This window comes from Gordonia sp. 852002-51296_SCH5728562-b, from assembly GCF_001665475.1.
Taxonomy (GTDB): Bacteria; Actinomycetota; Actinomycetes; order Mycobacteriales; family Mycobacteriaceae; genus Gordonia; species Gordonia sputi.
The window spans coordinates 25671-52306 of record NZ_LZMI01000021.1; the positions used below are offsets into that span (position 1 = coordinate 25671).

Consider the following 26636-nt stretch of genomic DNA (forward strand, 5'->3'; position numbering starts at 1 on the left):
CTCTGTGTGGGAACCGTTGTTCCCCTCGCCCTCTCGTCGACAACCGCGCACGCGGGCGTACCTTCCGTTGCGGCAACTCAGGACACCGTCAACGGCCTCGCAGCCGATGGCGTGTTCCGCCCGGCCGACCCCGACGACGGCACAGGTCCGGACTGGTTGAGTACGGCGATCGGAGCGCACAATGGCGATGTTCTGATCGTCGTCACCCCGGGTACCGACGACGGAACTCTGTATCCACGGATCAGGGACTTCCGTGCCGGGGATCGACCGACGTACATCATCGACTACCCCGAGGCGATCGGCCCCATCATCAGCGGACGATCGGGAGCTTCACTGCCGATCTTCGCGCCGTCCTACGACGAGTCGCGCGACATCGCCGTCGCGCAGAACCTCAAGGCCATGCACGCCTTCGCGACGCAACAGGGCGAGAACCCGACCGTCGTCTATACCGGCTTTTCGCAGGGCGCCGAAGCCCTCGGCAACGCGGCCGAACAGGCCGTCGCCAACAACGCAGACGGTACGGCGATCGACGTCGACAAGTCCTACGTCCTGCTCATCTCGGATCCGCGCAGCCCTTGGGGGCTGAAAGCATGGGCTGCCGACCACCCGGCAGTGGCCGGGCTGATGGAGCTGGTGGGTGCCGAGTCCAACGGGGCGCGCGACCCGCAGGCGACAGGCGATCTACCGGTCACGTCGGTGATCGTGGTGGGTGATCCCGTCGCCAACTTCCAATGGGTCTGGAATCGACCGGTGAGTTCACTCCTCGTCGACGCTGCCGGTTTCCTCACGGTCCACACCGGACTCGGCGAACAGAACTACGGCAACCTCATCGACTACAGCCAGGAGCCGACAGTTCTGCACAGTGCGGACGGCAACACGACCTACCTCGTCTACACACCGAAACACCATCCGCTGACAGCGCTTGCGGTACTGATCAACACACGCCTCGGCATCCCGTTCGACGACGATGACGTGGCCCGCTGGGACAACGTGAACAACGCCTTCTACCCGCTCCAGGCGCCGGGAGTGCAGAACGCGGCCGTCGACGTCGTCGACCCGACCGCCGCACGCACGGCACCGACGGACGAGCCGGGTTCGGCGTCGCGTGCCGCCGTCGAGAACACCCCAACGCCTGCTCCCGCCGCGTTGTCGACGAACACCGACGAAGCCGTAGGCGACCGACATCTCGCCGATACCCAGCCGCCAACGAAGGGCCGCCACCGCGCGCCCGAGCGGGTTACCACGCCGCCGCCCGCAGCGTCGGCACCCGCTCTCGATTCGAACACCACCAACCCGTTGCCGCTGACCAAGCCGGCCGAAGGCGCGAGCCCACCCGAGCAGCACTCATCGGCAGGGTCGCAGTCACCGACGGTGCCGCAGATGCAGTCAGACGGACCCCAGTCAGGCGGACCCCAGTCAGGCGGGCCCCGGCACGCGGCCGATTCACAGCCCGACGCGCCCCGTGAAGGGGTGTCGGGAGGCGGGTCGCCGGAAGGCGGCAAGCATGCGTTGACCGGACCCGGTCGGCATGCGGCCGAAAATGCCGCTTAGGCAACAGGATTCGGACGAAATGGCCTGACAGGTCGCGCGATCAGGCGACAAATCCGGGCGGGGGACCGGGGTACTCCGGTATCTCGCCACCGAACTCAGGACACCGAGACTTGTGTTCACACATCCGACACAGGGCTGACCGGCGAGGCCGGAAGTCACCGGAGGCAACTGCTTCGCGAATCGCCTGCCAGATGGCCGAGAGGGTACGACCGAACCGTTCGAGCTCGTCGCGGTCGGGCGTGTAGCTGAGCACCTGGCCGTCGGAGAGATACATGAGTTGGAGCCGATGGGGCACCACACCCCGGATCCGCAGGATCGCCAGCGCATAGAACTTCATCTGGAAGAGCGCTTTGGCCTCATACCCTTCACCGGGCGCGCGGCCCGTCTTGTAGTCGACGATCCGGATCTCGCCGGTCGGCGCGACGTCGATTCTGTCGATGAATCCACGCATCAGGACGTCGTCGCTTTCGATCTCCACATGTTCTTCGACGGACTCTGGCGTGAACGCTGTGGGATTCTCGAGGCGGTAGTAGTTGCCGATCAGCTTGATCGCCTTCTCGACGAACTTGTCGTCGTCGCCGTCGAGGATCGCCCCCAGCGACGGGTCGGCTTCGCACATCGCCGCCCACGCGCCCTCGACGAGGAATTCGGCAGACTCGCGGGTACGGAGCTCGGCGGGCAGATCGAACAGATTCTCCAGCGCCGCGTGGACGACCGTGCCGCGCGTCTGCGCCTGCGTCGGCGTTTCCGGAAACCGGTCGATGGCGCGATAGCGGTAGAGCAAGGGGCACTGTTTGAAATCGGCGGCCCTCGACGGTGACAGGGCAAGCGGCCGGCCGACGAGTCCCCGCCCATGTCCCTGCCCGCTCGCTTCGGTACTCGGCGCCGACGATCCTGCGGGGGCCTGGGCCGGCGAGGTCGCAGGGTGTTCGGCCGCGCCGTCCTTCTGGGCGATGGTGTCGGCGGAGGACCCGGGGTACGCAGTCATGCTCACATTTGGCAGGGTAGGTCGCGGCAGTGACATTGCTGCCGCCCGACATGCGCACCCTGACCTCCGATGTTTCTCATCGGTCACATGCGTCACATCAGTCTCGAGAGGAAACACACATGGCGTCGAGTGGCGTGTTCGTCGTGGGCGACAGGGTCCAACTCACCGACGCCAAGGGTCGCAAGTTCACGGTCAATCTCGAAGAGGGCAAACAATTCCACACCCACCGTGGCGCCATCTCGCACGACGATCTGATCGGGTCGCCCGAGGGCAGCATCGTCTCCGCCACCAGCGGCACCGAGTACCTCGCTCTACGACCACTGCTCGTCGACTTCGTCCTGTCGATGCCGCGCGGTGCGCAGGTGATCTATCCCAAGGATTCCGCCCAGATCGTCAGTGAGGGCGACATCTTCCCGGGTGCACGGGTTCTCGAGGCGGGCGCCGGCTCCGGCGCCCTGACCTGCTCGCTGCTGCGGGCCGTCGGGTCAGAGGGCGAAGTCGTGTCGTACGAGATCCGCGAGGATCACGCCGACTACGCCCGTCGCAATGTCGAGACGTTCTTCGGCGGGACGCCCGCCAACTGGTCGCTGACCGTCGCCGACCTCGTCGAGATCGATACCGACGAACGATTCGATCGCGTCATCCTCGACATGCTCGCGCCGTGGGAAACCCTTGATGTCGTTCGAACGGTATTGAAACCAGGCGGGGTTTTGACCGTGTATGTGGCAACGGTCACGCAACTCTCGCGGGTCGTCGAAGCGCTTCGCGAACAAGAGTGCTGGACCGAGCCGCACGCGTGGGAATCGCTCGTCCGTGACTGGAGCGCTGTGGGTCTCGCGGTGCGCCCCGAGCACAAAATGCAAGGACACACGGCCTTTCTCATCACCGCGCGACGCCTGGCCGACGGCGTCACGACGCTGCGCCCGCAGCGTCGGCCGACAAAGGGATGAGCACAGCGCAGCAGGTATGAACAAAGCGCGGTTCCGTCGGAGAAACACCGCGAATACGTTGCGAAGACTCACATTTAACACGCCGTCAACACCGCGTATCGCGCGGTGCGCGGCGATATTTGCTGCCTCCCGGTAGCGTGGTGTTACGGCGCAACCCACTGGGGTCGTTGCCGGGGAGAGGAGTCAGCAATGACCGAATCTGATCGCCATGAAGCCTCCGGTGAGAATGTGGCAGACGAGACCGCGAGCCATTCGAGCAATTCCGCCGAGGAACAATTCACTCCTGCTTACACGCCCCCGTTGCGCGCAGAGGCCGGCCGTCCGTCCTTCGGACGTCAAGCAGACGCTTCGGACCTCCAGGAGCGGGTCGACAACCTGACGACACGCAATGCCAAGCTCCTCGAGACCCTCAAAGAAGCGCGACAGCAACTCGTTGCCCTCCGCGAGGAGGTCGACCGCCTCGGACAGCCACCGAGTGGATACGGCGTACTCCTCGAGATCTACCCCGACCAGACCGTCGATGTCTTCACGTCAGGCCGCAAGATGCGGCTGACCTGCTCGCCCAACATCGATCTCGACTCGTTGAGCAAGGGTCAGACGCTGCGTCTCAACGAGGCGCTGACCATTGTCGAGGCGTGCGAGTTCGATTCGGTTGGTGAGATCAGCACGTTGCGCGAGGTTCTCGGCGACGGTCAACGCGCACTGGTCGTCGGCCATGCCGACGAGGAGCGGGTCGTGTGGCTCGCCGAACCACTGCTCGGCGATGTCGACGGTGAGGACGGTAAGCGTCGCAAGCTGCGCCCCGGCGATTCGCTGCTGATCGACACCAAGGCGGGCTTCGCGTTCGAGCGAGTCCCCAAGGCCGAGGTCGAGGATCTCGTCCTCGAAGAGGTGCCCGACGTCGGGTACGAGGACATCGGTGGTCTCGGCAGGCAGATCGAGCAGATCCGCGACGCCGTCGAACTGCCGTTCCTGCACAAGGATCTGTTCCGCGATTACGCATTGCGTCCGCCCAAGGGCGTGCTGCTCTACGGGCCTCCCGGTTGCGGTAAGACGCTCATCGCCAAGGCCGTCGCCAACTCCCTTGCCAAGAAGATCGCGACTGCGCGCGGCGACGATGCCAAGGAAGCGAAGTCGTACTTCCTGAACATCAAGGGTCCCGAGCTGCTCAACAAGTTCGTCGGCGAGACCGAGCGCCACATCCGATTGATCTTCCAGCGTGCACGTGAGAAGGCGTCGGAGGGCACGCCCGTCATCGTCTTCTTCGACGAGATGGACTCGATCTTCCGTACGCGCGGGTCGGGCGTTTCGTCCGACGTCGAAACCACTGTCGTGCCACAGCTGCTCAGCGAGATCGACGGTGTGGAGGGCCTCGAGAACGTCATCGTGATCGGTGCGTCCAACCGCGAGGACATGATCGACCCGGCAATCCTGCGGCCAGGACGTCTCGACGTGAAGATCAAGATCGAACGACCCGACGCAGAGTCGGCGATCGACATCTTCTCGAAGTACCTCGTCGAGGAACTACCGGTACACGCCGACGATCTCAACGAGTTCGGCGGCGATCGCACCGCATGCATCAACACGATGATCGAGAAGGTCGTCGAGCGGATGTACGCCGAGAGTGACGAGAACAGGTTCTTGGAGGTCACCTACGCCAACGGCGACAAGGAGATCATGTACTTCAAGGACTTCAACTCCGGAGCGATGATCCAGAACGTCGTCGACCGTGCGAAGAAGTACGCGATCAAGTCGCAGTTGGAGACCGGCGCCCCCGGTTTGCGGGTGCAGCACCTGTTCGATTCGATCCTCGACGAGTTCGCCGAGAACGAGGATTTGCCGAACACCACCAACCCCGACGACTGGGCGCGTATCTCGGGCAAGAAGGGCGAGCGGATCGTCTACATCCGCACGCTGGTCACCGGCAAGAGCTCCGGCGCAAGCCGTGCGATCGACACCGAGACCAACACCGGTCAGTACTTGTAGACCTTCGGTACTTGCAGACCTTCGGTACTTGTAGGCCTTCGGTACTTGTAGGCCTTCGGTACAGACAACTGCGGCCGACCCGTTATGGGTCGGCCGCAATTGTGTCTGTTCCCGTTGCGTTTCGGGCTTACGACGGCATAGCGGGCGGTTCACCCGCCGACGCCGGGTAGCGCACCAAGCCCAGTTCGGCATCGTCGGTGAGCAGCGGATGCCGCGGCAGCACACGCGCGGTGTAACCGAGCACCCCCGATCGATACGGTGCGACCGCCGCGCGGAAGCGCGTTCGGCCGGAGGCATCTGTCCCGGGCACCGGTTCCATCGGCGAATGCACCGCGTCGTAGATGTCGCCGTCGTCGGTCACCCGACCGAGCACGGCTTGCACGGTCACCTCGTCGGGCGCGAGTTCGCCGAGCGAGACGTGCGCCGTCAGGTCGAGCTCGTCGTCGGGTGTCGTCGACTCGTCGATCCCGGCGATCGCCACCGACTTCCACGACGACGCGAGCGTCGAACGGTACGAGGCGAGCGAGGTGGCCAAGGCGTACCCGTCGGCGCACGCCTGCTGGTACGAAATCCCGGCGGGCACATAGAGTTCGAGGGTGTAGTCGCGGACCATGCGCGACGCGAGCACCTTGGGACCGAGCACCGCGAGAGTGTGGCGGACCATCTCCACCCAGCGCGTCGGCACACCGTTCTCGCGTGCGTAGTACAGCGGCACGACGGTCTCCTCGAGCAGCGAGTACAAAGCCTCGGCCTCGAGGTCGTCGCGACGATTCTCGTCGTTCACACCTTCGGCCGACGGAATTGCCCAACCGTTTTCGCCGTCGGCCATCTCGTCCCACCACCCGTCGAGGATCGACAGGTTGAGTCCGCCGTTGAGCGCCGACTTCATCCCCGACGTTCCGCACGCCTCCATGGGACGTACCGGATTGTTGAGCCACACGTCGCAGCCTGCGTAGATGTGTCTCGCCATCGAGATGTCGTAATCGGGGAGGAAGACGATGCGGTCGCGCAGTTCGGGATCCTCGGTGAACTTCACGATCTGTTGGATGAGCGCCTTGCCGCCGTCGTCGGCCGGATGCGCCTTACCCGCGACGACGAGCTGCACCGGCCGTTCCGGATCGGTGAGGATCCGGCGCATCCGGTCTGGGTCACGCAGCATCAGCGTCAGTCGCTTGTAGGTGGCCGCCCGTCGCGCGAAGCCGATGGTCAACGAGTCGGGGTCGAAAAGATCTGCGGTCCAACCGAGTTCGGCGTCGGTGAAGTCGCGGTCGCGGCCACTTGCATAGGCGCGACGTCGGACCTCGTCGACTAGTCCAGCGCGCAACTCCGAGCGGATCGCCCAGAGGTCTGCGGCGGGCAAGGCCGCGTAGACCGCAGGTGCGGCGTCCTCGTTGCCCCCGCTGACGTCCTGCCATTTGCGCGCAACCCACGTCGGTCCGTGCACGCCGTTGGTGACCGCACCGATCGGCACCTCGTCGGCGTCGAACCCGGGCCACAGGTCGGAGAACATCTCGCGACTGACCGCGCCGTGCAGTTGCGACACCCCATTGGATCGCTGACCGAGGCGAAAACCCATGTGCGCCATGTTGAAGACACCCGGATTCGATTCATCGCCGAGTTCGAGAACCGTGCTCGCCGACAGCCCCGGCAACAGATTCGACGTTCCGTCGGGTCCCGGATCGAGGTAGAAGCGCACGAGATCGTCGGGGAAGCGGTCGATTCCGGCGGGGACGGGGGTGTGCGTCGTGAAGATCGTCGACGCTCGGACCACGGACTCCGCGGAATCGAAGTCGAGCCCAGCGGAGTCGACGAGCTCGCGGACCCGCTCGACACCGAGGAACCCCGCATGGCCCTCGTTCATGTGAAAGACGGTGGGCTGTGCGCGTTCTGCGAGACGGACGTATTCACGCAACGCGCGCACCCCACCGACGCCGAGCAGGATCTCCTGCTTGATGCGGTGGTCCTGATCGCCGCCGTAGAGCCGGTCGGTGATCCCGCGCAGTTCGTCGTCGTTGGCAGCGATGTCGGAATCGAGGAGTAGCAACGGGATTCGACCGACGGTGGCCACCCACACCTGTGCGTGCAGCGTGCGTCCGCCGGGCATCGAGATCTCGATGATCACAGGCTTCTCCGCGGCGTCGGTCAGCAACGCCAGCGGTAGCGCACCCGGATCGTTGACCGGGTACCGCTCGATCTGCCACCCGTCGTGCGAAAGACTCTGCCGGAAGTAGCCGCACCGATAGAAGAGCCCGACGCCGATCAACGGAAGACCGAGATCCGATGCCGCCTTGAGGTGGTCGCCCGCGAGGATGCCGAGACCGCCGGAGTAGATCGGGAGCACTTCGGAAATGCCGAATTCCATCGAGAAGTAGGCGATTCCATCGGGCATGGGGTCTCCCGACGCCGCGCGATCGCCGTACCACTGGGGTGACGTGCAGTACTCGTCGAGGTCTGCACGCAGCGCGGTGAGTCGCGTGAGGAACTCAGTGTCGGAGGACAACTCGGTGAGTCTCTCGGGCGACACCTCCGCGAGCAACCGCAGCGGATCACCGGTCGCTTCCCACCTGGCGGGGTCGATGGTGGCAAACAAATCCTGGGTCGGTGCATGCCAGACCCAGCGGAGATTGTGAGCGAGAACGGCGAGATCGGACAGGGGAGCGGGCAACGGAACCCGAACGGTGAACCGGCGGAATGCTTTCACGTGTAGAAGGTCCCACACGAGCGTCGCCGGTGCGACCGATGCGAGGTGGTGGGTCCGACCTTTCATCCGACCGACATCTAGTCTCAATACCATGCAGCGAATCATCGGCACCGAGGTCGAGTACGGGATCTCCGCGCCAGGCGACCCGACCGCGAATCCGATCATGACGTCGACACAGGCGGTGCTCGCGTACGCCGCAGCAGCCGGGGTGCCGCGCGCCAAGCGCACGCGCTGGGACTATGAGGTCGAATCACCGCTGCGCGATGCCCGCGGATTCGATCTGGGGCGCGGGACCGGACCAGCACCCATCATCGACGCCGACGAGATCGGCGCCGCGAACATGATCCTCACCAACGGGGCGCGTCTCTACGTCGACCATGCGCATCCCGAGTACTCGGCCCCCGAGGTCACCGATCCTCTCGATGCGGTGATCTGGGACAAGGCGGGCGAGCGGGTGATGGAGGCAGCAGCCCGCCACGTCGCGAGTGTGCCCGGCGCTCCGCGTCTGCAGTTGTACAAGAACAACATCGACGGAAAGGGCGCGTCCTACGGCACCCACGAGAACTACTTGATGAGTCGCGACACGCCATTCACCGCGGTCATCGGGGGCCTCACGACCTTCTTCGCCTCGCGTCAGGTCATCACCGGCGCGGGTCGCGTCGGCATCGGCCAGTCCGGCGACGAAGCGGGCTACCAGCTCTCGCAGCGCTCGGACTACATCGAGGTCGAAGTCGGACTCGAGACCACGCTCAAGCGCGGCATCATCAACACCCGCGACGAACCGCACGCCGATCCCGAGCGCTACCGCAGACTCCACGTGATCATCGGCGACGCCAATCTCGCCGAGACCGCTACATACCTCAAGGTCGGCACCACGTCGCTGGTACTCGACCTCATCGAGGCCGGCGTCGACTTCTCGGACATCGAACTCGCGCGCCCGGTCTCGGCTGTACACGCGATCAGCCATGATCCGACGCTGCAGGCGACGGTGGCGCTGACCGACGGCCGCGAACTCACCGCGCTGGCACTCCAGCGTGAGTACCTCGAACGATGCACGAAGTTCCACGAGCGTGAGAACTCCGACGACGCGCGAGCGATGGACGTGCTGAGCACCTGGGCCGATGTGCTCGACCGGCTCGAGCGCGACCCGATGGAATGCGCCGACATCCTCGACTGGCCCGCGAAGCTGCGCATCCTGGAGGGTTTCCGACAGCGCGAGGGACTCGGCTGGTCGGCCCCGCGACTGCAGTTGATCGACCTCCAGTACTCCGACGTCCGACTCGACAAGGGCCTCTATAACCGTCTGGTGGCGCGCGGCTCGATGAAGCGACTCGTCGACGAAGCCGACGTGACGCGCGCGATCACCGAACCCCCGGAGAACACTCGCGCATACTTCCGTGGCGAATGCCTGCGCCGGTTCGGCGCCGACGTCGCCGCAGCGAGCTGGGACTCGGTCATCTTCGACCTCGGTGGCGATTCGCTGGTGCGGATTCCGACGCTGGAACCGCTGCGCGGAAGCAGGGCACACGTCGGCAAACTCCTCGACTCCGTGCACTCGGCGTCCGAGCTGGTCGATCAACTGACGACCTGACCCGTTGTCGACGGGGACGTGTTCAACCCTCTTTTCGCTTGAACCCCCGGTAGTGTGGATTCACGAGTTGGATGTGACTGCGCCGCACCGCGATGCAGGAGGAAGCGACGAGCGAGTGAAGCGAGCGATGTCGCTGACGACGAAGAGCGGTGACCAGAGGCGCAGTCACAGGCCGGGGCGGAGTCCCGGCAAAACCTAAGGAGTGCACATGGCGCAGGAACAGACCACTCGCGGCGGCGGTGGAGACGACGGCGAACTCGGCTCCGACGGCAGTGCGGGCCAGGAACGGCGTGAGAAGCTCGCCGAGGACACCGATGACCTCCTCGACGAGATCGATGACGTGCTCGAAGAGAACGCTGAAGACTTCGTGCGCGCGTACGTGCAGAAGGGTGGCCAGTGAGCGAGACGTTCGGTTCACTGTCCCCGTCCGGTCCCACCAGAAGTTCCCACCCCACATTCGGCGCCGACATCTCGTCGTTCACCGACTATCTGCGGGTCAACGCGCCCGACCAATTGCCACAGGCGAGAGCTGAACGCATGGGCACCTTCACCTCGACCACCGACACCTCCGAGATCCCGCACGGCACCACCATCGTTGCCGTGAGTTTTCCCGGCGGTGTGGTGCTCGCGGGCGATCGACGCGCCACGATGGGCAACATCATCGCGACTCGCGACGTGCAGAAGGTCTACGTCACCGACGAATACTCGGCGGCGGGGATCGCGGGCACGGCCGGTATCGCCATCGAAATGGTCCGACTGTTCACCGTCGAGCTCGAGCACTACGAGAAGATCGAGGGTGTTCCGCTGACCCTCGACGGCAAGGTCAGCAGGCTTGCCTCGATGGTGCGCGGCAACCTCGGCGCCGCGATGCAGGGGCTGGCCGCCATCCCGCTCCTCGTCGGCTACGACATCGACCACGACAGCCCGACCGAGCGGGGTCGCATCTTCTCCTTCGACGTCGCCGGTGACCGCCACGAGGAGTTCGGCGGCTACCAGGCCATCGGCTCCGGTTCGGTGTTCGCGAAGTCGTCGTTGAAGAAGCTCTACCGTCACGATCTCGACGCCGGCTCGGCGCTCGCTATCGCCGTCGAATCGCTGTACGACGCGGCCGACGACGATTCGGCGACAGGTGGTCCCGACATCGTCCGCAAGATCTTCCCGACCGCCGTCGTCGTGAGTGCCGAAGGCGCGCAAGAGGTTCCACCCGCCGACATCGAGGCGGCAGCCCGGGCGATCATCGAGCGCAGAGCTGCAGAGCATGAGGAGGCGCCGCGATGACCTTCCCGTATTACGCAAGTGCCGAGCAGATCATGCGCGATCGCTCGGATCTCGCGCGCAAGGGAATCGCCCGTGGGCGCAGCGTGGTCATCCTGACCTACGCCGACGGCGTGCTCTTCGTCGCGGAGAATCCGTCGAACACCCTGCGCAAGACGAGTGAGATCTACGATCGGATCGGCTTCGCCGCTGTCGGCAAATACAACGAGTTCGAGAGTCTGCGCAAAGCAGGTATCCAGCTCGCCGACATGCGTGGCTATTCGTACGATCGGGCCGACGTGTCGGCGCTCTCGTTGGCCAACACGTACGCAAACGCGTTGGGTTCTGTGTTCACCGAGCAGCCCAAGCCGTACGAAGTCGAGTTGTGCGTGGCCGAGGTCGCCCGTTTCGGAAAGCCCAAGCCCTCGCAGTTGTTCCGCATCAGCTACGACGGCTCGATCGCCGACGAGACGCGGTTCATCGTCATGGGCGGCGCCACCGACGCCATTTCGGCGGCGCTGAAGGACAGCTACGAGCCCGATCTGCAACTGGCAGATGCCCTGAAGATCGCGGTGGACGCGCTCTCGACTCCGACTGAGGCGTCGAACGGAACCCCAACTGCGCCACGCGAACTGAGCCCTGGCGATCTCGAGGTCGCGATCCTCGACCGCAATCGCCCCAGGCGCGCGTTCCGACGACTGACCGCCACGGCGGTGGCCGATCTGCTGCCCGCACCTGCCGCAGAGTCGAGCGAATCGACACCGTCCGACGGCAGCGGCGATGCGGCGGGCGACGCCCCGAGCGATTCGGGCGCGTCCTGATCGTGCAACCGGTCGACGCCGGATTCCGCGGGTAGGGTTGAAGAGTGCAACGTCGAATCATGGGCATCGAGACGGAATTCGGTGTCACCTGCACCTTCCACGGCCATCGCCGACTGAGTCCAGACGAGGTCGCGCGGTACCTCTTCCGACGGGTCGTGTCGTGGGGGCGCTCATCGAATGTGTTCCTGCAGAACGGCGCGCGACTCTACCTCGATGTGGGGTCGCACCCCGAGTACGCGACGGCCGAGTGCGACAGCCTCATCCAGCTGATCAACCACGATCGCGCCGGTGAGCTGGTACTCGAGGATCTCCTGGTCGACGCCGAACAGCGACTCGCCGATGAAGGTATCGGCGGCGACATTTACCTGTTCAAGAACAACACCGACTCGGCGGGCAACTCGTACGGATGCCACGAGAACTATCTCGTCGTCCGAGCGGGGGAGTTCTCCCGGATCTCCGACGTCCTGCTACCGTTTCTCGTCACCCGCCAGCTGATCTGTGGTGCGGGCAAGGTGCTCGCAACGCCAAAGGCCGCCACCTTCTGTCTCTCGCAGCGTGCCGAGCACATCTGGGAGGGCGTGTCGTCGGCGACGACGCGGTCGCGTCCGATCATCAATACGCGCGACGAGCCCCACGCCGACGCCGAGAAATACCGCAGACTCCACGTCATCGTCGGCGACTCCAACATGTCGGAGATGACCACTCTGCTCAAGGTCGGCTCCGCGGCACTCGTGCTGGAGATGATCGAGGCAGGGGTCGCTTTCCGCGACTTCGCTCTCGACAACCCGATCCGCGCGATTCGTGAGGTCAGCCACGACACGACGGGCACGCGCCCGGTCCGCCTCGCGGGTGGACGGCAGGCCACAGCACTGGAGATCCAGCGCGAGTACCACGCACGTGCCGTCGAGCATCTGGTCAATCGCGCGCCGGATCCGGAGATGGACATGGTGGTCGATCTGTGGGGACGGATGCTCGACGCCGTCGAGGCCGACGACTTCTCGAAGGTCGACACCGAGATCGACTGGGTCATCAAGCGCAAGCTGTTCCAGCGCTATCAGGACAAGTACTCGATGGAGTTGTCGGATCCGAAGATCGCGCAACTCGACCTCGCCTATCACGACATCAAACGCGGACGAGGTGTCTTCGACCTCCTCTCGCGCAAGGGTTTGGTCACGCGCGCGACGACGGACGAGGCGATCAAGACCGCTGTCAACGAGCCGCCCCAGACGACGAGGGCCAAGTTGCGCGGTGATTTCATCTCCGCGGCGCAGAAGGCCGGTCGCGATTTCACTGTCGACTGGGTCCACCTGAAGCTCAACGACCAAGCTCAGCGCACGGTGTTGTGCAAGGACCCGTTCCGCAGCGTCGACGAGCGCGTCGATCGCTTGATCGCATCCATGTAGCCGTAAGCTGCATGGCGTGGTTACGTCGAAAGTCGAGCGTCAGATCAACCTGGTGATCTGTCTGCTCTCGACCAAGCAATACGTCACCGCTGAGTACATCCACCGCAACGTGTCCGGCTACCACGACCAGGAGCGTTCCGACGAGGCGTTCAATCGGATGTTCGAGCGTGACAAGAACGATCTGCGCGATCTCGGGGTGCCGCTGGTCACCGGTCCTTCGCCGGAGAGCGGGATCGAAGGATATCGCATCGATCCAGACTCGTACTCACTGCCCGACATCACGCTCGATGAGCAGGAGGCTGCGGCCATCGCGATGGCCGCAGCGCTCTGGGACAACTCCGACGTCTCGACCATCTCGCAGACCGCCGTCCTCAAACTCCAGGCAGCGGGAATCGACGTCCGTGCCGACGACGAGATCGGTGTTGCGGCGGTATCGCAGCGTTCCCTCGGTGGTGAGCAGTCTCTCGCGCCAACGCTGGCAGCGATCGACGGTGGCCAGGCCATCACGTTCACCTACCGCGCGGGCGCGACGTCGTCGGGAGAGACGAGGACGCTCGAACCGTGGGGCGTGGTGACTCATCGGGGTCGGTGGTACGTCGTCGGCCACGACCGTGGTCGCGAGGCAACACGGACCTTCCGGCTGAGCAGGCTTTCTGATGTCACCGCCACCGGGTCGGCCGGGGTCGTACACCGTCCGGAGCACACCGACCTGCAGCAGATCGTCGCCGACGCAGTCGATTCCGCGACCGGTTCGGATGGTCGCGCGGCACGTGTCTGGGTGGCGAGCGGCCGGGCGGCAGGGCTTCGACGTCTGGCGACGTCGAGCACACCTGCTGTCTTCGACGGTGAGGACGGTGACGATCTCGTCATCGAGATCAGGTCACTGAGCACGCTGGCCCGCATGATCCTGGCCGTCGGCCCCGACGCGGTGGTTCGAGAACCGGCCGAACTACGTGACCTCGTGGTCGCGGGTCTCGACCGGATCGGCGGGGTGAACGCCTGATGTCGACCGCACAATCGCGGCGCTTGAGCCGACTTCTCGCGCTCGTCCCTTACTTTTCGACGCGCGGCGGCATCTCCATGGAGAAGGCCGCGAGTGACCTCGGGGTCACACCTGCACAACTCCGCAAAGATCTGGAGCAGCTCTTCGTCTGCGGACTGCCGGGTTATTACCCGGACGACCTCATCGAGCTCGAGTTCTCCGAAGGCTATGTCGATGTCGGGTTCACGGCGGGCATGGACCGCCCGCTGAGGTTGACCGGCGCCGAGGCCAGCGTGCTGCTGGTGGCCCTGCAAGCACTGGTCGATATGGCAGGTGTTCTCGACCAGCAGGCCGCGCGGCGAGCCATCGCCAAGATCGAACAAGCCGTCGGAAAATCACTTCCGGCGGTCGCGACGGTGTCGGTCGACGACGACGAGAAGAACCCGACCTACGCGACCGTGCGGCGTGCGGTGACCGAAGGCCGCGCACTCGACCTCACGTACTATTCGGCGACGCGCGATTCGGTCAGTCAGCGGGTCGTCGATCCGATACGCCTGCAGGGACTGAACTCCAACACCTACCTCGAAGCCTGGTGCCGAGGCAGCGAGGGCGTGCGCCTGTTCCGGTTCGACCGGATCGAGGCCGCACAGCTACGCGACGAGCCGTCGACTCCGCCCGCATCCGTGGCGGGCACGCAGCAGTCCGTGCTTCTCGGCGACGACCCCGACCACCGCTCGGTCGAGATCGAGATCGATCCCGAGCAGGCCTGGGTTCTCGACTACTACCGGATCGATCCGCTCGACGACGTGGTCGTCGCCAAGGAGAGCGATGCGCCGATCAGGGGTCGACTCGCGTACGGCTCACCGGAGTGGTTGACGCGATTCCTCCTGGGGTTCGGCGGCACCGTGCGGGTCGTCGACGATCGAGATATCGACGACGCTGTGACCAATGCCGCACGCGCAGCGCGAGCGCGCTATCGCTGAGTGTCGCGGTAGGATCGTGTGAAGACAAGCGGAAGGTAATCCTGATGGGTGCAATGTCGTGGTGGCACTGGCTGATCGTGCTGGTGGTCGTGCTACTGCTGTTCGGCTCAAAGAAGCTTCCCGACGCGGCGCGTGGCCTCGGTCAGTCGCTGCGGATCTTCAAGAGCGAGGTCCAGGAGATGCAGCGCGAGGGCGATTCGACCCCTCCCAAGACCACAGCATCCCCCGACGAAGCCACACCGCAGCGTGAACTCCCGTCCTCCGACGCGAGCACCACTGCGCAATCCACCCCGGATCAGACCAAGAAGTCGGCGTAGCCGCGCACTGGGACACCTGAGTGCGGATTCCATTCGACCCGAGGTACCGCAAGCGCAAACTCAACCCCGACGGCACGATGCCGTTGGTGGAGCATCTGTTCGAGCTGCGTACCCGTCTGCTCATCTCGATGGCCGCGATCGTCGTCACGACGATCCTCGGCTTCGTCTGGTACTCCTACGGGATATTCGGACTCCCGACGCTCGGCGATCTGCTCCGTGAGCCCTACTGTTCGCTACCCGCGTCATCCCGCGCGACCCTGACCGCGGACGACTCCTGCCGCCTCCTGGCGACAGGGCCATTCGATCAGTTCATGCTGCGCCTCAAGGTCGCACTGACCGCGGGCGTCGTGCTCGCGTGCCCGGTGTGGCTCTACCAGATCTGGCAGTTCGTCACTCCCGGTCTGCTGGAGAAGGAACGCAAGTACGCGATCTCGTTCGTGACGGCAGCCGCGGTGCTCTTCGTGGCCGGCGCTGTGCTGGCTTACCTCGTCGTTGCAAAGGCCTTCCACTTCCTGCTGACCGTCGGCAACAACGTGCAGGTGACCGCGCTGGCGGGCGATCAGTACTTCGGGTTCATGATCCACCTGCTCATCATCTTCGGCGTGAGCTTCGAGCTGCCTCTGCTGATCGTCGCGTTGAACACTGTGGGTGTACTGCATTATCCGCGGCTCAAGGCCTGGCGTCGCGGATTGATCTTCGCCCTGTTCGTGTTCGCGGCCATCGTGACCCCTGGCCAGGATCCGTTCACCATGCTCGCCCTTGCGCTCGCCCTGACCGTGCTGCTCGAGGTGGCCATTCAGTTCTCGCGCTTCAACGACCGGCGCCGCGATCGGAACACACCCGACTGGGCGTCGATCCCAGACGACCAGGCGAGCCCTCTGCCCGATGTATCGCCGCGTCCGCGACCGTCGACGGTCGGAGCGCCCACGTCGGTGTCGTCGGGAATGGCCCCGCAGGGCCGCGCCTCCGTGCGCGACGCCTCGACCTTCGACGATGTTCTCTGACCCCGATGTCCGCTGAGACCGATGTCAACTGACCACGCGGAATTCGACCGCTTCGCGGCGAGCCTCTCCTTCGAGCTCGACGAGTTCCAACGTCTGGCCTGCCGCGCACTCGAGGACGGCCAGGGAGTGCTGGTGTGTGCGCCGACCGGTGCAGGAAAGACGATCGTCGGTGAGTTCGCGGTGCATCTGGCGTTGGCTGCCGGGACAAAGTGCTTCTACACGACCCCGATCAAGGCGCTGAGCAACCAGAAGTACGCCGATCTCGTCGCTGTTCACGGCAGACAGAATGTGGGGCTCCTCACCGGCGACAGCTCGATCAACTCCGACGCCCCGGTGGTGGTGATGACCACCGAGGTCGTCCGCAACATGATCTATGCGAATTCACCTGCACTACAGGGGCTCTCGCATGTGGTGATGGATGAGGTTCACTTCCTCGCCGATCGTTTTCGCGGCGCGGTCTGGGAGGAGGTCATTCTCGGACTCGATCCGTCGGTGCGGGTGGTGAGCTTGTCGGCGACGGTCAGTAATGCCGAAGAGTTCGGCGACTGGATTCAGACCGTACGGGGCGAGGTCACCGTCATCGTCGACGAACATCGACCGGTGCCTCTCCAGCAGCACATGCTCGTCGGTTCGCGCCTGTTCGACCTGTTCGATTCTCACCGCGACGGTGGCAAACCCCAGGTCAACCCCGAACTCAAACGCTACATCCGACACCGGATGCTATTGGCCGACGAGCGCGACAGCGGTCGTGGGCACGATCGACGTTCCGGTCGTGGACGACCGCGGTCGACGCGCGGCAGGGGACCGGGCGCCCTCTCGCGTCCGCAACTCGTTGCTCGCCTCGATCGCGAGGGCCTGCTGCCCGCAATCGGCTTCATCTTCTCGCGCGTGGGGTGCGACGCCGCCTTGGCCCAATGTCTGCGATCGGGACTGTCGTTGCTGACGCCCGAGGAGTCGAGTGCCGTCGACGAAGTCATCGACCGCCATCTCACCGAGATCGCCCCAGGAGATGCCGACGTACTCGGCGTCGACGAGTGGCGTGCGGGATTGCAGCGTGGGTTCGCGGCTCATCACGCGGGCCTCCTCCCGACGTTCCGTCACACGGTGGAGGAACTGTTCGTCCGAGGGCTCGTGCGGATGGTGTTCGCCACCGAAACCCTTGCGCTCGGTATCAACATGCCTGCTCGCTCGGTGGTTCTCGAACGCCTGGTGAAGTTCAACGGAGAGTCACACGTCGATCTGACACCCGGCGAGTTCACCCAGCTCACCGGACGCGCCGGTCGTAGGGGCATCGACGTCGAGGGCCACGCCGTTGTCGTGTGGACGCCCGAGCTGGTTCCCGAACAAGTTGCGGGCCTGGCGGGGGCGCGTACGTTCCCGCTGCGCAGCTCCTTCGCGCCCGAGTACAACATGGCGGTCAACCTGATCGGCCGTCGAGGACTCGCGGGATCACGTGAGCTGCTGAACAGGTCGTTCGCGCAGTTCCAGGCCGACCGCTCCGTCGTCGGACAATCCCGCAAGGTCGACGACATGTACCGCCGACTGCGCAAACTCGACGTCGAGCTCGCGGGAGCCGCCGACAAACGCGGCATCGAACCCGGCACCATCACCGCACTCGACGACGACGATCCGGCCGACGGATCCGACTCGTATCGAGGCTTCCTCGGTTACGTGACCCTGCGCGAGGAGATTCGCAGACGGGAGCGTGATCTCAAGTTCCGCAGCCGGGTGGCGACGCAGGAGTCGACGGTCGCCGACCTCGCCGGACTCAAACGCGGACATGTCATCGGTGTGTCATCGGGGCGCCACCGCGGACTCGCCGTGGTGCTCGAGGCCGCGAGTCAGCCTGCAGATCCCAAGCCGCTCGTTCTCAGCGAGTACGCCTGGTGTGGCCGCGTGGGTACACGGGATTTCGTGAATCCGCCCGAGGTTCTCGGTCATATGCGGCTACCCAAGAACCCCGACCGCAGGACAGGACGCGGTCGACGCGACCTGGCATCGGCACTGCGGTCGACCGGGATAGAAATGCCGCGGGGCCGTCAGAAGAAGCGGGCGCTGGCGGCAGACGATACAGAGCTGGCACGGATGCGCCATCAACTGCGCGCCCACCCCGCTCATCAGCTCGACAACGGCGACGACCTGTTCCGACTGGCCGAGCAACGAAACCGGCTCGTGCGGGACATCGTGTCGGCGGAACGCTCGAACAGCGAGCGCACATCGACACTCGGCGTGACCTTCGACAGGATCGTCGGCGTGCTCACCGAACTCGGGTACGTCGAGAAGGAGCGTGGCGAGGTGGTGGTGACACCCACCGGTCAGCTCCTCAGTCGCATCTACAGCGAGAGCGATCTCCTCGTGACCGAGTGCATTCGCGCCGGAATCTGGGACAGGCTCGGACCGCCGCAACTTGCTGCGGTGATCGCCGCGATGGTGTTCGAGTCGCGTCGTGACAGTCATGCAGGCGCCGACGCGATGCCCGGAAACGTCGAGCTGCGGACCGCGATCGCCGCGACCCTCGACATCTGGTGTCAGGTCACCGACGTCGAGCGCCGTCACGGGGTGTCGCCGACACGCGAGCCGGACACGGGTTTCTCTGTCGCGGTGTCGCTCTGGGCGTCGGGTCGATCACTGACCGAGTCGTTGGCCGCTGCGGGCGAACGCGGCACCCTGCTCTCGCCCGGCGACTTCGTTCGCTGGAACCGGCAGGTCGTCGACCTGCTCGAACAGGTCCGACTCGGCGTCGGCGACGAAGCTCCGCTCGCCCGTTCGGCGCGCGCGGCGGTCGGAGCGATCAGACGCGGTGTTGTCGCTGCCGAACTCGGTTGACGTAGTGGGCGTACGCGGCCGGGTTGACGTGATCGGGAGTCGTGTACCGCTTGACCGACGACCCCAGTTCGCTGGGGTAACCTTCACTTCGCATATCGGTCGGCGACGACGGCAGGGGAGAGTGCGTCACGCCGCGATACCGTGACCGTTCGACATTGCACACCGGTGCGCCACTGCCGGGCCGATCGAGAGAGAGACGCATGAGCCATCCGTACGATCCCAACAACGCCGGTGACCAGTCCTCGACCGGTGATCAGCCGCGCGAGGACAGCCAGCAGGGGCAGAACTCCCAGCAACCGCCCGAGTACGGACAGCCGCCCCAGTATGGGCAACCTCCCCAGTATGGCCAACCTCAGCAGCCGGGTCAGTATGGGCAGCCGCCCCAGTATGGCCAGCCACAGCAGCCGGGCCAGTACGGTCAGCCGCCCCAGTACGGCCAGGCAGGCCAGCCCCAGTACGGGCAACCTCCCCAGTATGGCCAGCCACAGCAGCCGGGCCAGTACGGACAGCCGCCCCAGTACGGCCAGGCAGGCCAGCCCCAGTACGGGCAACCTCCTCAGTACGGCCAGCCACAGCAGCCGGGCCAGTACGGTCAGCCGCCCCAGTACGGACAGCCCGGTCAGACCAGTCAGCCCGGTCAGTACGGCCAGCCGGGGCAGTACGGGCAGGCAGGAGCCGCGGGTGAGACGGCAACCCAGCCGGGTCAGTTCGGTCAGCCCGGCCAGCAGGGTGACCAGTTCTCGGCGATGTCGGTCGCGTCGGGGTCGTCGAAGAACAAGCGCGTGGCCCTCTTCGGCGGTATCGGAGCGGTGGTCGTCATTGCCGCGATCCTGCTCATCACCGCGTTCGCCTGGCCGGGGTGGGCACCGAAGTCGCTCGATCAGAATGCGGTTCAGGACGGCGTGAAGCAGGTGCTGACCAAGGACTACCAGGCGACCGATGTCTCGAACGTCTCGTGCCCGTCGGGTCAGAGCGTGAAGAAGGGCAATTCGTTCAGCTGCTCTGTCACCGTTGGAGGCCAGAAACAGCAGGTCAAGGTCACAATTCTCGACGACGACGGCAAGTACGCGGTGTCGCGTCCCACGAGCTGATCAGCGCGAGACCAACTCCCACCCGAGCGCATCGGCGAGCCTTCCCACCGACGTACCGATACGCAGTTCGTCGATGAGGTCGGCGAGTCGCTCGGGGTCGGCGGGCGCCGACGGCAGGTGATCGTCATCGATGCTCTCCACCGTCGGTGCGTCGGTGCGGACAGTGACCACGGTGCGCGCGGCACGGAGGTAGTCCGCGGAGTCACGCAGTGCTGACCGCACGCGCGGGGTGAGCGTCGACGAGGGGTCGTCGGCGGCAGCCTCGAGTGCGTCGAGGTCGCCGTAGGTGGTGATCAGTTTCGCGGCGGTCTTGTCGCCGATCCCCGCGACGCCGGGCAGACCATCCGACGGGTCGCCGCGCAGCATCGACATCTCCGCGTAGGCGGTACCCGCGCGCTCGACGGGCACCCCGTATCGGTCGGAAACCTCTGCAGGCCCCATCAGCTCGGCTTTCGCCAGCCCGCGTCCGACGTAGAGCACGCGCACCGGCACCGGGTCGTCGGCCACGACCTGGAGCAGATCGCGGTCGCCGCTGACCACGATCACGTCGTCGTCGGCCTCGGTCGCTGCGAGTGTGCCGATGACGTCGTCGGCTTCGCACCCGACCGCTCCCGATGTCGTGAGTCCCGCGGCGGCCAGCACGTCGAGGATCATGTCGACCTGCGGCGTGAGGGTGTCGGGAACCTCCTCGATGTCGGGTTCTTCTCGACCTGCATCGCCGGAATGCGGTGCCTCTTGCGCCACCCGGTGGGCCTTGTAGGACGGCAACAAATCCGTGCGGAACGCGGGCCGCCAATCGAGGTCGAGGCAGACGACGAGACGCGTCGGATGGTGTTGGGACACCAGAGAGGCGATCGTGTCGACGAATCCACGGACCGCGTTCACGGGCCGTCCGTCGGCCGCGGTGAGCTTCTCGGGCAGTGCGTGAAACGAGCGGAACCACAGGCTTGCGCCGTCGAGCAACATCACGGATCCTGGCATGTCTCAACTCTGCCATCCGCGTAGGCTTCGACTCGTGACCGCCACTGCAGAAGAGCGTTTCGACGCCGAGGTGTACCGCCGTCGCCTTGCACGGGCCGCCGTGCTGACCGGCAAAGCCGGACTCGACGCCCTCATCGTTTCTCCCGGCCCCGACCTGCGCTATCTCACCGGTTCGCGGGCCGACACCTTCGAGCGTCTGACGGCCCTGGTGATCCCCGCCGCCGGCACCCCTCGGCTGGTGATTGCTCGACTCGAGCTCGCCTCCGTGCGCGACTCCGCGGTCAGCGAACTCGACATCGACGTCGTCGACTGGGTCGACGGCGATGACGCACACGCGCTGGCGGTTGCCGGATTGCCGACTCCCGCTGCGGTTGCGGTCTCCGAGTCGATGCCTGCGCTGCATCTGGTGCCGATCGCAGATCGTCTGGGAGCCACCCCCGTCCTCGCGACGCCGGTACTTCGCCAGATGCGAATGATCAAGGACGACAACGAGGTCGAGGCCCTTCGACGCGCAGGCGCCGCGATCGACCGGGTACACGCACGCATGGGTGAGTGGCTGCGTCCGGGACGCACGGAAGCCGACGTCGCCGCCGACATCGGCGAGGCGATCGTGGCCGAGGGGCACACCGCGCCGGAATTCATCATCGTCGGGTCGGGACCGAACGGCGCCGACCCGCACCACGAGCAGTCAGAGCGAGTGATTCAACCCGACGACATCGTCGTGATCGACATCGGGGGACCTGTCGAACCGGGCTACAACTCCGATTCCACGCGGACATACTGCTTCGCCCAGCCGAACGACGACAGGGCACGTGCGTATGCCGCGCTCGAGCTCGCTCAGCGGACCGCGGTTGCCGCCGTACGTCCGGGAGTGACCGCCGAAAAGGTCGACGCCGCAGCGCGCGAGGTACTCGTCGACGCAGGATTCGGCGAGAACTTCATCCACCGAACCGGCCACGGCATCGGCCTCTCTGTTCATGAGGAGCCCTACATCGTCAGTGGCAACGATCTCGTCCTCGAGGCCGGGATGGCGTTCTCGATCGAACCGGGCGTGTACTTCCCGGGGCAGTGGGGCGCGCGGATCGAAGACATCGTCATCGTGACCGACGACGGATGCGAACCGGTCAATGTGCGCCCGCACGAGTTGGTGGTGTTGTAGACCCACGCCCCACGGGAGGGGTGACGATCAATCGAGCAGCGAGTGCGAACCGAGCACACGCTGCACGTCGATCTCGATGACGACGCGCTCGGGATTCGGTTTCGGCTCGCGATATCGCTGGGCGTAGCGCCGTTCGGCCTCCGCAACGCGGTCGCGATCGCGATGAACGGTCGCGGGGCCCTCCAGCGTCAGCCACCGCGGACCGTCGACGTTGGTCACCGCGGCATAGCCGCCGCGCTCGGCGTTGCGCACCTTCTGGCTGCCCTCACGAGTGATCACCCGAGCCAATCCGCTGTCGGGGTCGTACGTGAATCCGACGGCAACGACGTGTGGTGTGCCGTCGGGTCGGAGCGTCGCGAGTGACGCAAGGTGTCGCTCGCCCAAGAAGTCGAGCGCAGCGGAACCGAGGTTCTCCGGAGTACGCGGCATGGCGCCAACGATAGCCACCGCGGTGGCGCCGCTGTCGGCTGCCTGTCGGCCGGTGGAATACTGCCTGTCATGGCGCGTAGCAACTCACACGACGACCAGGGAACCGTTGTCCTCTTCGGTGGACGCAGCGAGATCGGGATCGCCCTCGCGAAGAGGCTCGTCGCAGGCCGCAGCGTCGTCCTTGCCGCGCGCCGGTCCGACGACCTCGACGAGGAGATCGCCGCGATGCGCGCGGCGGGCGCCGACAACGTCATCGCCGTCGAGTTCGACGCCGATGCCACGCAGACGCACTCGTCGCTCATCGAGACGATCACAGCCGATCACGGACCGATCAGCGCGGCGATCATCGCGTTCGGCATTCTCGGCGATCAGCATCGCGCCGAAACCGACGTCGCGCACGCGCTACAGATCGCCCAGACCGACTACGTCGGCCAGATCAGTGTGCTGACGCCGCTGGCCAACGCACTGCGGCGGCAGGGGTCGGGCACCATGATCGTCTTCTCGTCGATCGCCGGTGTGCGGGTACGTCGCGGCAACTACGTGTACGGGTCGGCGAAAGCGGGACTCGACGGCTTCGCCAGTGGGTTGTCGGACGCACTCCATGGATCGGGCGTCCGGTTACTGCTCGCCCGACCGGGTTTCGTGGTCGGCAACATGACAGCAGAACTCATGGCTTCGGGCACCAAGCCCGCGCCCATGTCGGTCGACGCCGAACAGGTGGCCGACGCGGTGGCACGGGCGTACCACCGCGGTCGTTGGGAGGTGTGGATTCCCGGACCACTGCGCTTCGTCGGATTCGCGATGCAGTTCGTACCGCGCGCGATCTGGCGCAGGTTGCCCCGATGACGGCCGCGGCGACGGACACATCGGAGTTCGTCGTCGTCGGGATCGGCGCCGACGGGTGGGCAGGACTGACCGATCGTGCACGCGACGAATTACGCAGCGCCACAGTCGTATACGGGTCGACACGCCAACTCGAACTCCTTCCCGACCTCGACGCGACGACGGTGGCATGGCATTCGCCGATGTCCGAGCACCTACAGCAGGTGCTGTCCGCCACTTCTCACTCCCCGGTGCACGTACTGGCCAGCGGCGATCCGATGTTCCACGGTGTCGGGTCCACGATCGTCAATGCCGTGGGGCGCAACCGGGTTCGAGTGCTCCCCACCGTGTCATCGGCGAGTCTCGCCTGCGCCGAACTCGGGTGGGACCTGTCCCGCACACAGGTGATCAGCACGCTGCGCGACGACGCCGACGTCGTGGTGCCCGCGTTGACCGACGGCCGTCGGATCCTCGTGCTCAGCAGGGGATCGCAGACACCCGCCGCGATCGCCGAGGTGCTGGTGCGCAACGGGTTCGGCTGGTCGACGATGACGATTCTCGAACAACTCGGTGGTCCACAAGAACGGACCGTCGAGTCCGTTGCGCGCTCGTACCGACCTCAACCCCACGATGCGCTCAACATCGTCGCCATCGATTGTGTCGGACCCAGCACGACCCGACTACCGGGGCTACCCGACGACGCCTACGAGCATGATGGCCAACTCACCAAGTCGGCGGTACGAGCGCTGACCGTCGCGGCCCTCGCACCGGGTGGGCGAGCTATCCTGTGGGATATCGGATCCGGGTCGGGGAGCGTGGCGATCGAGTGGTTGCGCGCAGACTCCGACGGGACCGCCATCGCATTCGAACGCGACCAGGTTCGTGCCGCGCGACTCGGACGCAACGCCGTCCGTCACGGTGTGGCGGGCGCGCTGACCCTGCTGGGCGCCGCGCCCGAATCACTGCGCCGCGCACCGGATCCGGATGCGATCTTCATCGGGGGAGGACTCGACGACGAGGTCCTGACCGCTTCGTGGCACGCGCTGCTCCCGGGTGGGCGCCTCGTCGCGAACGCTGTCACGGTCGAAACCCAGTCACTGCTCGTCGACTGGCACCGCCGCGTCGGTGGAACTCTTCGACGATTCTCCATCGAAACCGTCGAACCGCTCGGTTCCATGACCACATGGCGCCCCGCACTCCCGATCGTGCAGTGGGTGGTCACACGGACGGACGATGAGTCGTGACCGTCTATTTCATCGGTGCGGGTCCGGGCGCACCCGACCTCATCACCCTGCGTGGCGCCCGCATCCTGGGTGAATGCACCACCTGTCTCTATGCCGGATCGCTTGTCCCGCAGGAACTTCTCGACCTGTGTCCGGCCGACGCCACCCTGATCGACACCGCTCGGACGCCGCTCGACGAGATCATCGGGCACATCGTCGAGGCACACGCGTCCGGTGGCGACGTCGCACGCCTGCATTCCGGCGACATCTCGCTGTACTCGGCGTTCACCGAGCAACACCGTGAGCTCAGACGCCTGGGTATCGATACCGAAATCGTGCCGGGGGTACCGGCCTTCGCCGCGGCAGCGGCGGCCCTCGATACCGAACTCACCGTGCCCGGCGTCGGCCAGAGTCTTCTCATCACCCGCATGTCGACGCTGTCGACGGACATGCCGCCAGGTGAAGAACTCGCGCGCCTGGCGCAGTCGGGTGTCACCCTCGCGTTGCACCTCGCTGCGCACCGCGCGCCACAGATCGTCGAAGCACTCGCCGAACACTACGGGCCGCAATGCCCTACGGCTACAGTCGCCTTCGCGTCCCGCAGCGATCAGGTGGTGATCAGGTGCCCGCTGTCGGACCTGCCGCAGCAGCTCGACGACCACGGGATCCGACGCACCGCAGTCATCTTCGTGGGCAAGGTGCTCGACCCGGGAACCTCGACCCCCACAGACAGTTATCTCTACTCGCAGGCACGGATGACAAAACTTCGCAGCGGCGCCCACGACGACAATTCATCGACGACATGACCGATACACCGGTTGTGCTGGTGCTCGGGGGCACCGGCGAAGCTCGCGCGCTGGCCGCCGGACTCGTCGCCGAGAACATTCCCGTGATCAGTTCACTTGCCGGCCGGGTTGCCGAGCCGCGACTGCCCGTCGGCGCCGTACGCATCGGAGGTTTCGGGGGAGCGGCCGGTCTACGGACATGGCTGCGCGACAACGCCATTCGCGTCGTCGTGGATGCGACACACCCCTTCGCGAGTGGCATCAGTGCCAACGCCGCTGCGGCAACCCACGACCTCGCACTACCTCTCGTCCGGCTATGCCGCGCATCGTGGTCGCCGGGTGACGGAGATACCTGGGTTCGGGTTCCGGACATACACAGCGCCGCAAGGCATCTCGACGGTCGACAAGCCCGCGTATTCCTGACCACAGGAAGGCAGGACGTCGACGCCTTCGCCGAGAACACGTCAGCGTGGTTTCTCATCCGGGTCGTCGACCCACCGCAGACCGCTATGCCGATGCACCACACGGTGATCCGGTCGCGTGGCCCGTATCGTCTATCCGACGAAACGGCCCTGATGCGTGAGCACGGCATCGACGTGCTCGTCACGAAGAACAGTGGCGGCGACATGACTCGCGCAAAGCTCGACGCCGCAAGGACTCTCGGTATCGAGGTCGTGATGGTCGACCGTCCGAGCGAACCCGCGACGCGCGCCGTCGAGGACGCAGAAGTCGCCGTCGGACTCGTGTGTGATCTGCTCGCCGGTCAGCGCTGAGTCAATGAGGCGCTGA

At 65.5% G+C, this 26636-nt stretch carries 23 protein-coding genes; 19 read left to right on the forward strand and 4 right to left on the reverse strand.

Annotation, left to right across the window (positions count from 1 at the left end; genetic code table 11):
* Nucleotides 1–6 precede the first annotated feature (6 nt).
* Nucleotides 7–1551, forward strand: a complete 1545-nt coding sequence (locus A5766_RS04765; RefSeq protein WP_231894549.1) for a PE-PPE domain-containing protein — start codon at nt 7–9, stop codon at nt 1549–1551.
* Between the two features lie 40 nt (nt 1552–1591).
* Here A5766_RS04765 and A5766_RS04770 read toward each other — a convergent pair whose 3' ends face one another.
* Nucleotides 1592–2539: a RecB family exonuclease gene (locus tag A5766_RS04770; protein ID WP_005202928.1), complete on the reverse strand. Its 948-nt coding sequence runs from the start codon at nt 2537–2539 to the stop codon at nt 1592–1594.
* A 119-nt stretch (nt 2540–2658) separates the two neighbouring features.
* Between A5766_RS04770 and A5766_RS04775 the strand changes: the two genes are divergently transcribed.
* A complete protein-coding gene (locus A5766_RS04775; RefSeq protein ID WP_005202929.1) occupies nt 2659–3489 on the forward strand; it encodes a tRNA (adenine-N1)-methyltransferase in 831 nt (276 codons plus the stop codon).
* A gap of 189 nt (nt 3490–3678) precedes the next feature.
* The gene (gene arc, locus A5766_RS04780; RefSeq protein WP_005202930.1) at nt 3679–5475 is read left to right on the forward strand and encodes a proteasome ATPase; all 1797 of its coding nucleotides are present in this window, start codon (nt 3679–3681) and stop codon (nt 5473–5475) included.
* 127 nt (nt 5476–5602) lie between these two features.
* Here arc and glgP read toward each other — a convergent pair whose 3' ends face one another.
* Nucleotides 5603–8176, reverse strand: coding sequence for an alpha-glucan family phosphorylase (glgP, locus tag A5766_RS04785; protein ID WP_064903641.1), 2574 nt, complete (start codon nt 8174–8176; stop codon nt 5603–5605).
* Nucleotides 8177–8267: 91 nt separating this feature from the next.
* On the opposite strand from glgP, the gene dop reads away from it, so the two are divergent.
* The 11 genes from dop (at nt 8268) to A5766_RS04840 (ending at nt 20448) form a co-directional block, all read left to right on the forward strand.
* Nucleotides 8268–9767, forward strand: a complete 1500-nt coding sequence (dop, locus tag A5766_RS04790) for a depupylase/deamidase Dop (protein WP_064867529.1) — start codon at nt 8268–8270, stop codon at nt 9765–9767.
* 208 nt (nt 9768–9975) lie between these two features.
* Nucleotides 9976–10167: a ubiquitin-like protein Pup gene (locus A5766_RS04795; RefSeq protein ID WP_005202935.1), complete on the forward strand. Its 192-nt coding sequence runs from the start codon at nt 9976–9978 to the stop codon at nt 10165–10167.
* Nucleotides 10164–11045, forward strand: coding sequence for a proteasome subunit beta (gene prcB, locus A5766_RS04800; RefSeq protein ID WP_005202936.1), 882 nt, complete (start codon nt 10164–10166; stop codon nt 11043–11045). The genes A5766_RS04795 and prcB overlap by 4 nt, the downstream gene beginning before the upstream one ends.
* Nucleotides 11042–11842: a proteasome subunit alpha gene (prcA, locus tag A5766_RS04805; protein ID WP_064863965.1), complete on the forward strand. Its 801-nt coding sequence runs from the start codon at nt 11042–11044 to the stop codon at nt 11840–11842. The genes prcB and prcA overlap by 4 nt, the downstream gene beginning before the upstream one ends.
* A gap of 44 nt (nt 11843–11886) precedes the next feature.
* On the forward strand, nt 11887–13245 hold the full coding sequence (gene pafA, locus A5766_RS04810; RefSeq protein WP_049697377.1) for a Pup--protein ligase: 1359 nt from the start codon (nt 11887–11889) through the stop codon (nt 13243–13245).
* A gap of 16 nt (nt 13246–13261) precedes the next feature.
* Nucleotides 13262–14248, forward strand: coding sequence for a helix-turn-helix transcriptional regulator (locus A5766_RS04815; RefSeq protein WP_005202942.1), 987 nt, complete (start codon nt 13262–13264; stop codon nt 14246–14248).
* Complete coding sequence (locus A5766_RS04820; protein ID WP_005202943.1) at nt 14248–15210, forward strand: helix-turn-helix transcriptional regulator; 963 nt, start codon at nt 14248–14250, stop codon at nt 15208–15210. Before A5766_RS04815 ends, A5766_RS04820 begins: the two co-directional genes overlap by 1 nt.
* Before the next feature lie 44 nt (nt 15211–15254).
* Nucleotides 15255–15527, forward strand: coding sequence for a Sec-independent protein translocase subunit TatA (tatA, locus tag A5766_RS04825; protein ID WP_005202946.1), 273 nt, complete (start codon nt 15255–15257; stop codon nt 15525–15527).
* Nucleotides 15528–15547: 20 nt separating this feature from the next.
* Nucleotides 15548–16531, forward strand: coding sequence for a twin-arginine translocase subunit TatC (gene tatC / locus A5766_RS04830; protein WP_005202947.1), 984 nt, complete (start codon nt 15548–15550; stop codon nt 16529–16531).
* Nucleotides 16532–16552: 21 nt separating this feature from the next.
* On the forward strand, nt 16553–19357 hold the full coding sequence (locus A5766_RS04835; RefSeq protein WP_064903629.1) for a DEAD/DEAH box helicase: 2805 nt from the start codon (nt 16553–16555) through the stop codon (nt 19355–19357).
* A gap of 200 nt (nt 19358–19557) precedes the next feature.
* On the forward strand, nt 19558–20448 hold the full coding sequence (locus A5766_RS04840) for a DUF4333 domain-containing protein (protein ID WP_005202953.1): 891 nt from the start codon (nt 19558–19560) through the stop codon (nt 20446–20448).
* Here A5766_RS04840 and A5766_RS04845 read toward each other — a convergent pair whose 3' ends face one another.
* Nucleotides 20449–21414 carry a 5'-3' exonuclease gene (locus tag A5766_RS04845; protein WP_005202956.1) on the reverse strand — a complete coding sequence of 322 codons (966 nt, stop codon included), beginning with the start codon at nt 21412–21414 and terminating at the stop codon, nt 20449–20451.
* A gap of 13 nt (nt 21415–21427) precedes the next feature.
* Here A5766_RS04845 and A5766_RS04850 point away from each other — a divergent pair, with 13 nt between their 5' ends.
* Nucleotides 21428–22588 carry a M24 family metallopeptidase gene (locus tag A5766_RS04850; protein WP_005202957.1) on the forward strand — a complete coding sequence of 387 codons (1161 nt, stop codon included), beginning with the start codon at nt 21428–21430 and terminating at the stop codon, nt 22586–22588.
* 27 nt (nt 22589–22615) lie between these two features.
* Here the strand turns inward: A5766_RS04850 and A5766_RS04855 are convergent, their stop codons facing one another.
* Complete coding sequence (locus A5766_RS04855; protein WP_039854508.1) at nt 22616–23017, reverse strand: pyridoxamine 5'-phosphate oxidase family protein; 402 nt, start codon at nt 23015–23017, stop codon at nt 22616–22618.
* Between the two features lie 69 nt (nt 23018–23086).
* On the opposite strand from A5766_RS04855, the gene A5766_RS04860 reads away from it, so the two are divergent.
* From A5766_RS04860 to A5766_RS04875, 4 genes are read left to right on the forward strand one after another with little or no spacing between them, the layout of a single operon-like run.
* A complete protein-coding gene (locus A5766_RS04860; RefSeq protein ID WP_005202961.1) occupies nt 23087–23863 on the forward strand; it encodes an SDR family NAD(P)-dependent oxidoreductase in 777 nt (258 codons plus the stop codon).
* Nucleotides 23860–25083, forward strand: coding sequence for a bifunctional cobalt-precorrin-7 (C(5))-methyltransferase/cobalt-precorrin-6B (C(15))-methyltransferase (locus tag A5766_RS04865; protein ID WP_005202963.1), 1224 nt, complete (start codon nt 23860–23862; stop codon nt 25081–25083). The genes A5766_RS04860 and A5766_RS04865 overlap by 4 nt, the downstream gene beginning before the upstream one ends.
* Nucleotides 25080–25868 (forward strand): precorrin-4 C(11)-methyltransferase, encoded by a 789-nt coding sequence (gene cobM, locus A5766_RS04870; RefSeq protein ID WP_064903632.1) that lies wholly within the window; start codon nt 25080–25082, stop codon nt 25866–25868. Before A5766_RS04865 ends, cobM begins: the two co-directional genes overlap by 4 nt.
* Nucleotides 25865–26620, forward strand: coding sequence for a cobalt-precorrin-6A reductase (locus tag A5766_RS04875; protein ID WP_005202966.1), 756 nt, complete (start codon nt 25865–25867; stop codon nt 26618–26620). Before cobM ends, A5766_RS04875 begins: the two co-directional genes overlap by 4 nt.
* Nucleotides 26621–26636: the final 16 nt, after the last annotated feature.

Bases quoted from the DNA above. Each gene is read 5' to 3' on its own strand.
- A5766_RS04795 (WP_005202935.1), top strand. From the start codon at position 9,976: ATGGCGCAGGAACAGACCACTCGCGGCGGCGGTGGAGACGACGGCGAA.
- A5766_RS04855 (WP_039854508.1), bottom strand. From the start codon at position 23,017: ATGCCGCGTACTCCGGAGAACCTCGGTTCCGCTGCGCTCGACTTCTTG.
- A5766_RS04865 (WP_005202963.1), top strand. From the start codon at position 23,860: ATGACGGCCGCGGCGACGGACACATCGGAGTTCGTCGTCGTCGGGATC.
- A5766_RS04820 (WP_005202943.1), top strand. From the start codon at position 14,248: ATGTCGACCGCACAATCGCGGCGCTTGAGCCGACTTCTCGCGCTCGTC.
- A5766_RS04775 (WP_005202929.1), top strand. From the start codon at position 2,659: ATGGCGTCGAGTGGCGTGTTCGTCGTGGGCGACAGGGTCCAACTCACC.
- prcA (WP_064863965.1), top strand. From the start codon at position 11,042: ATGACCTTCCCGTATTACGCAAGTGCCGAGCAGATCATGCGCGATCGC.
- arc (WP_005202930.1), top strand. From the start codon at position 3,679: ATGACCGAATCTGATCGCCATGAAGCCTCCGGTGAGAATGTGGCAGAC.
- tatA (WP_005202946.1), top strand. From the start codon at position 15,255: ATGGGTGCAATGTCGTGGTGGCACTGGCTGATCGTGCTGGTGGTCGTG.
- dop (WP_064867529.1), top strand. From the start codon at position 8,268: ATGCAGCGAATCATCGGCACCGAGGTCGAGTACGGGATCTCCGCGCCA.
- A5766_RS04850 (WP_005202957.1), top strand. From the start codon at position 21,428: ATGTCTCAACTCTGCCATCCGCGTAGGCTTCGACTCGTGACCGCCACT.
- A5766_RS04840 (WP_005202953.1), top strand. From the start codon at position 19,558: ATGAGCCATCCGTACGATCCCAACAACGCCGGTGACCAGTCCTCGACC.
- A5766_RS04835 (WP_064903629.1), top strand. From the start codon at position 16,553: ATGTCAACTGACCACGCGGAATTCGACCGCTTCGCGGCGAGCCTCTCC.
- A5766_RS04860 (WP_005202961.1), top strand. From the start codon at position 23,087: ATGGCGCGTAGCAACTCACACGACGACCAGGGAACCGTTGTCCTCTTC.
- A5766_RS04770 (WP_005202928.1), bottom strand. From the start codon at position 2,539: ATGACTGCGTACCCCGGGTCCTCCGCCGACACCATCGCCCAGAAGGAC.
- A5766_RS04845 (WP_005202956.1), bottom strand. From the start codon at position 21,414: ATGTTGCTCGACGGCGCAAGCCTGTGGTTCCGCTCGTTTCACGCACTG.
- A5766_RS04875 (WP_005202966.1), top strand. From the start codon at position 25,865: ATGACCGATACACCGGTTGTGCTGGTGCTCGGGGGCACCGGCGAAGCT.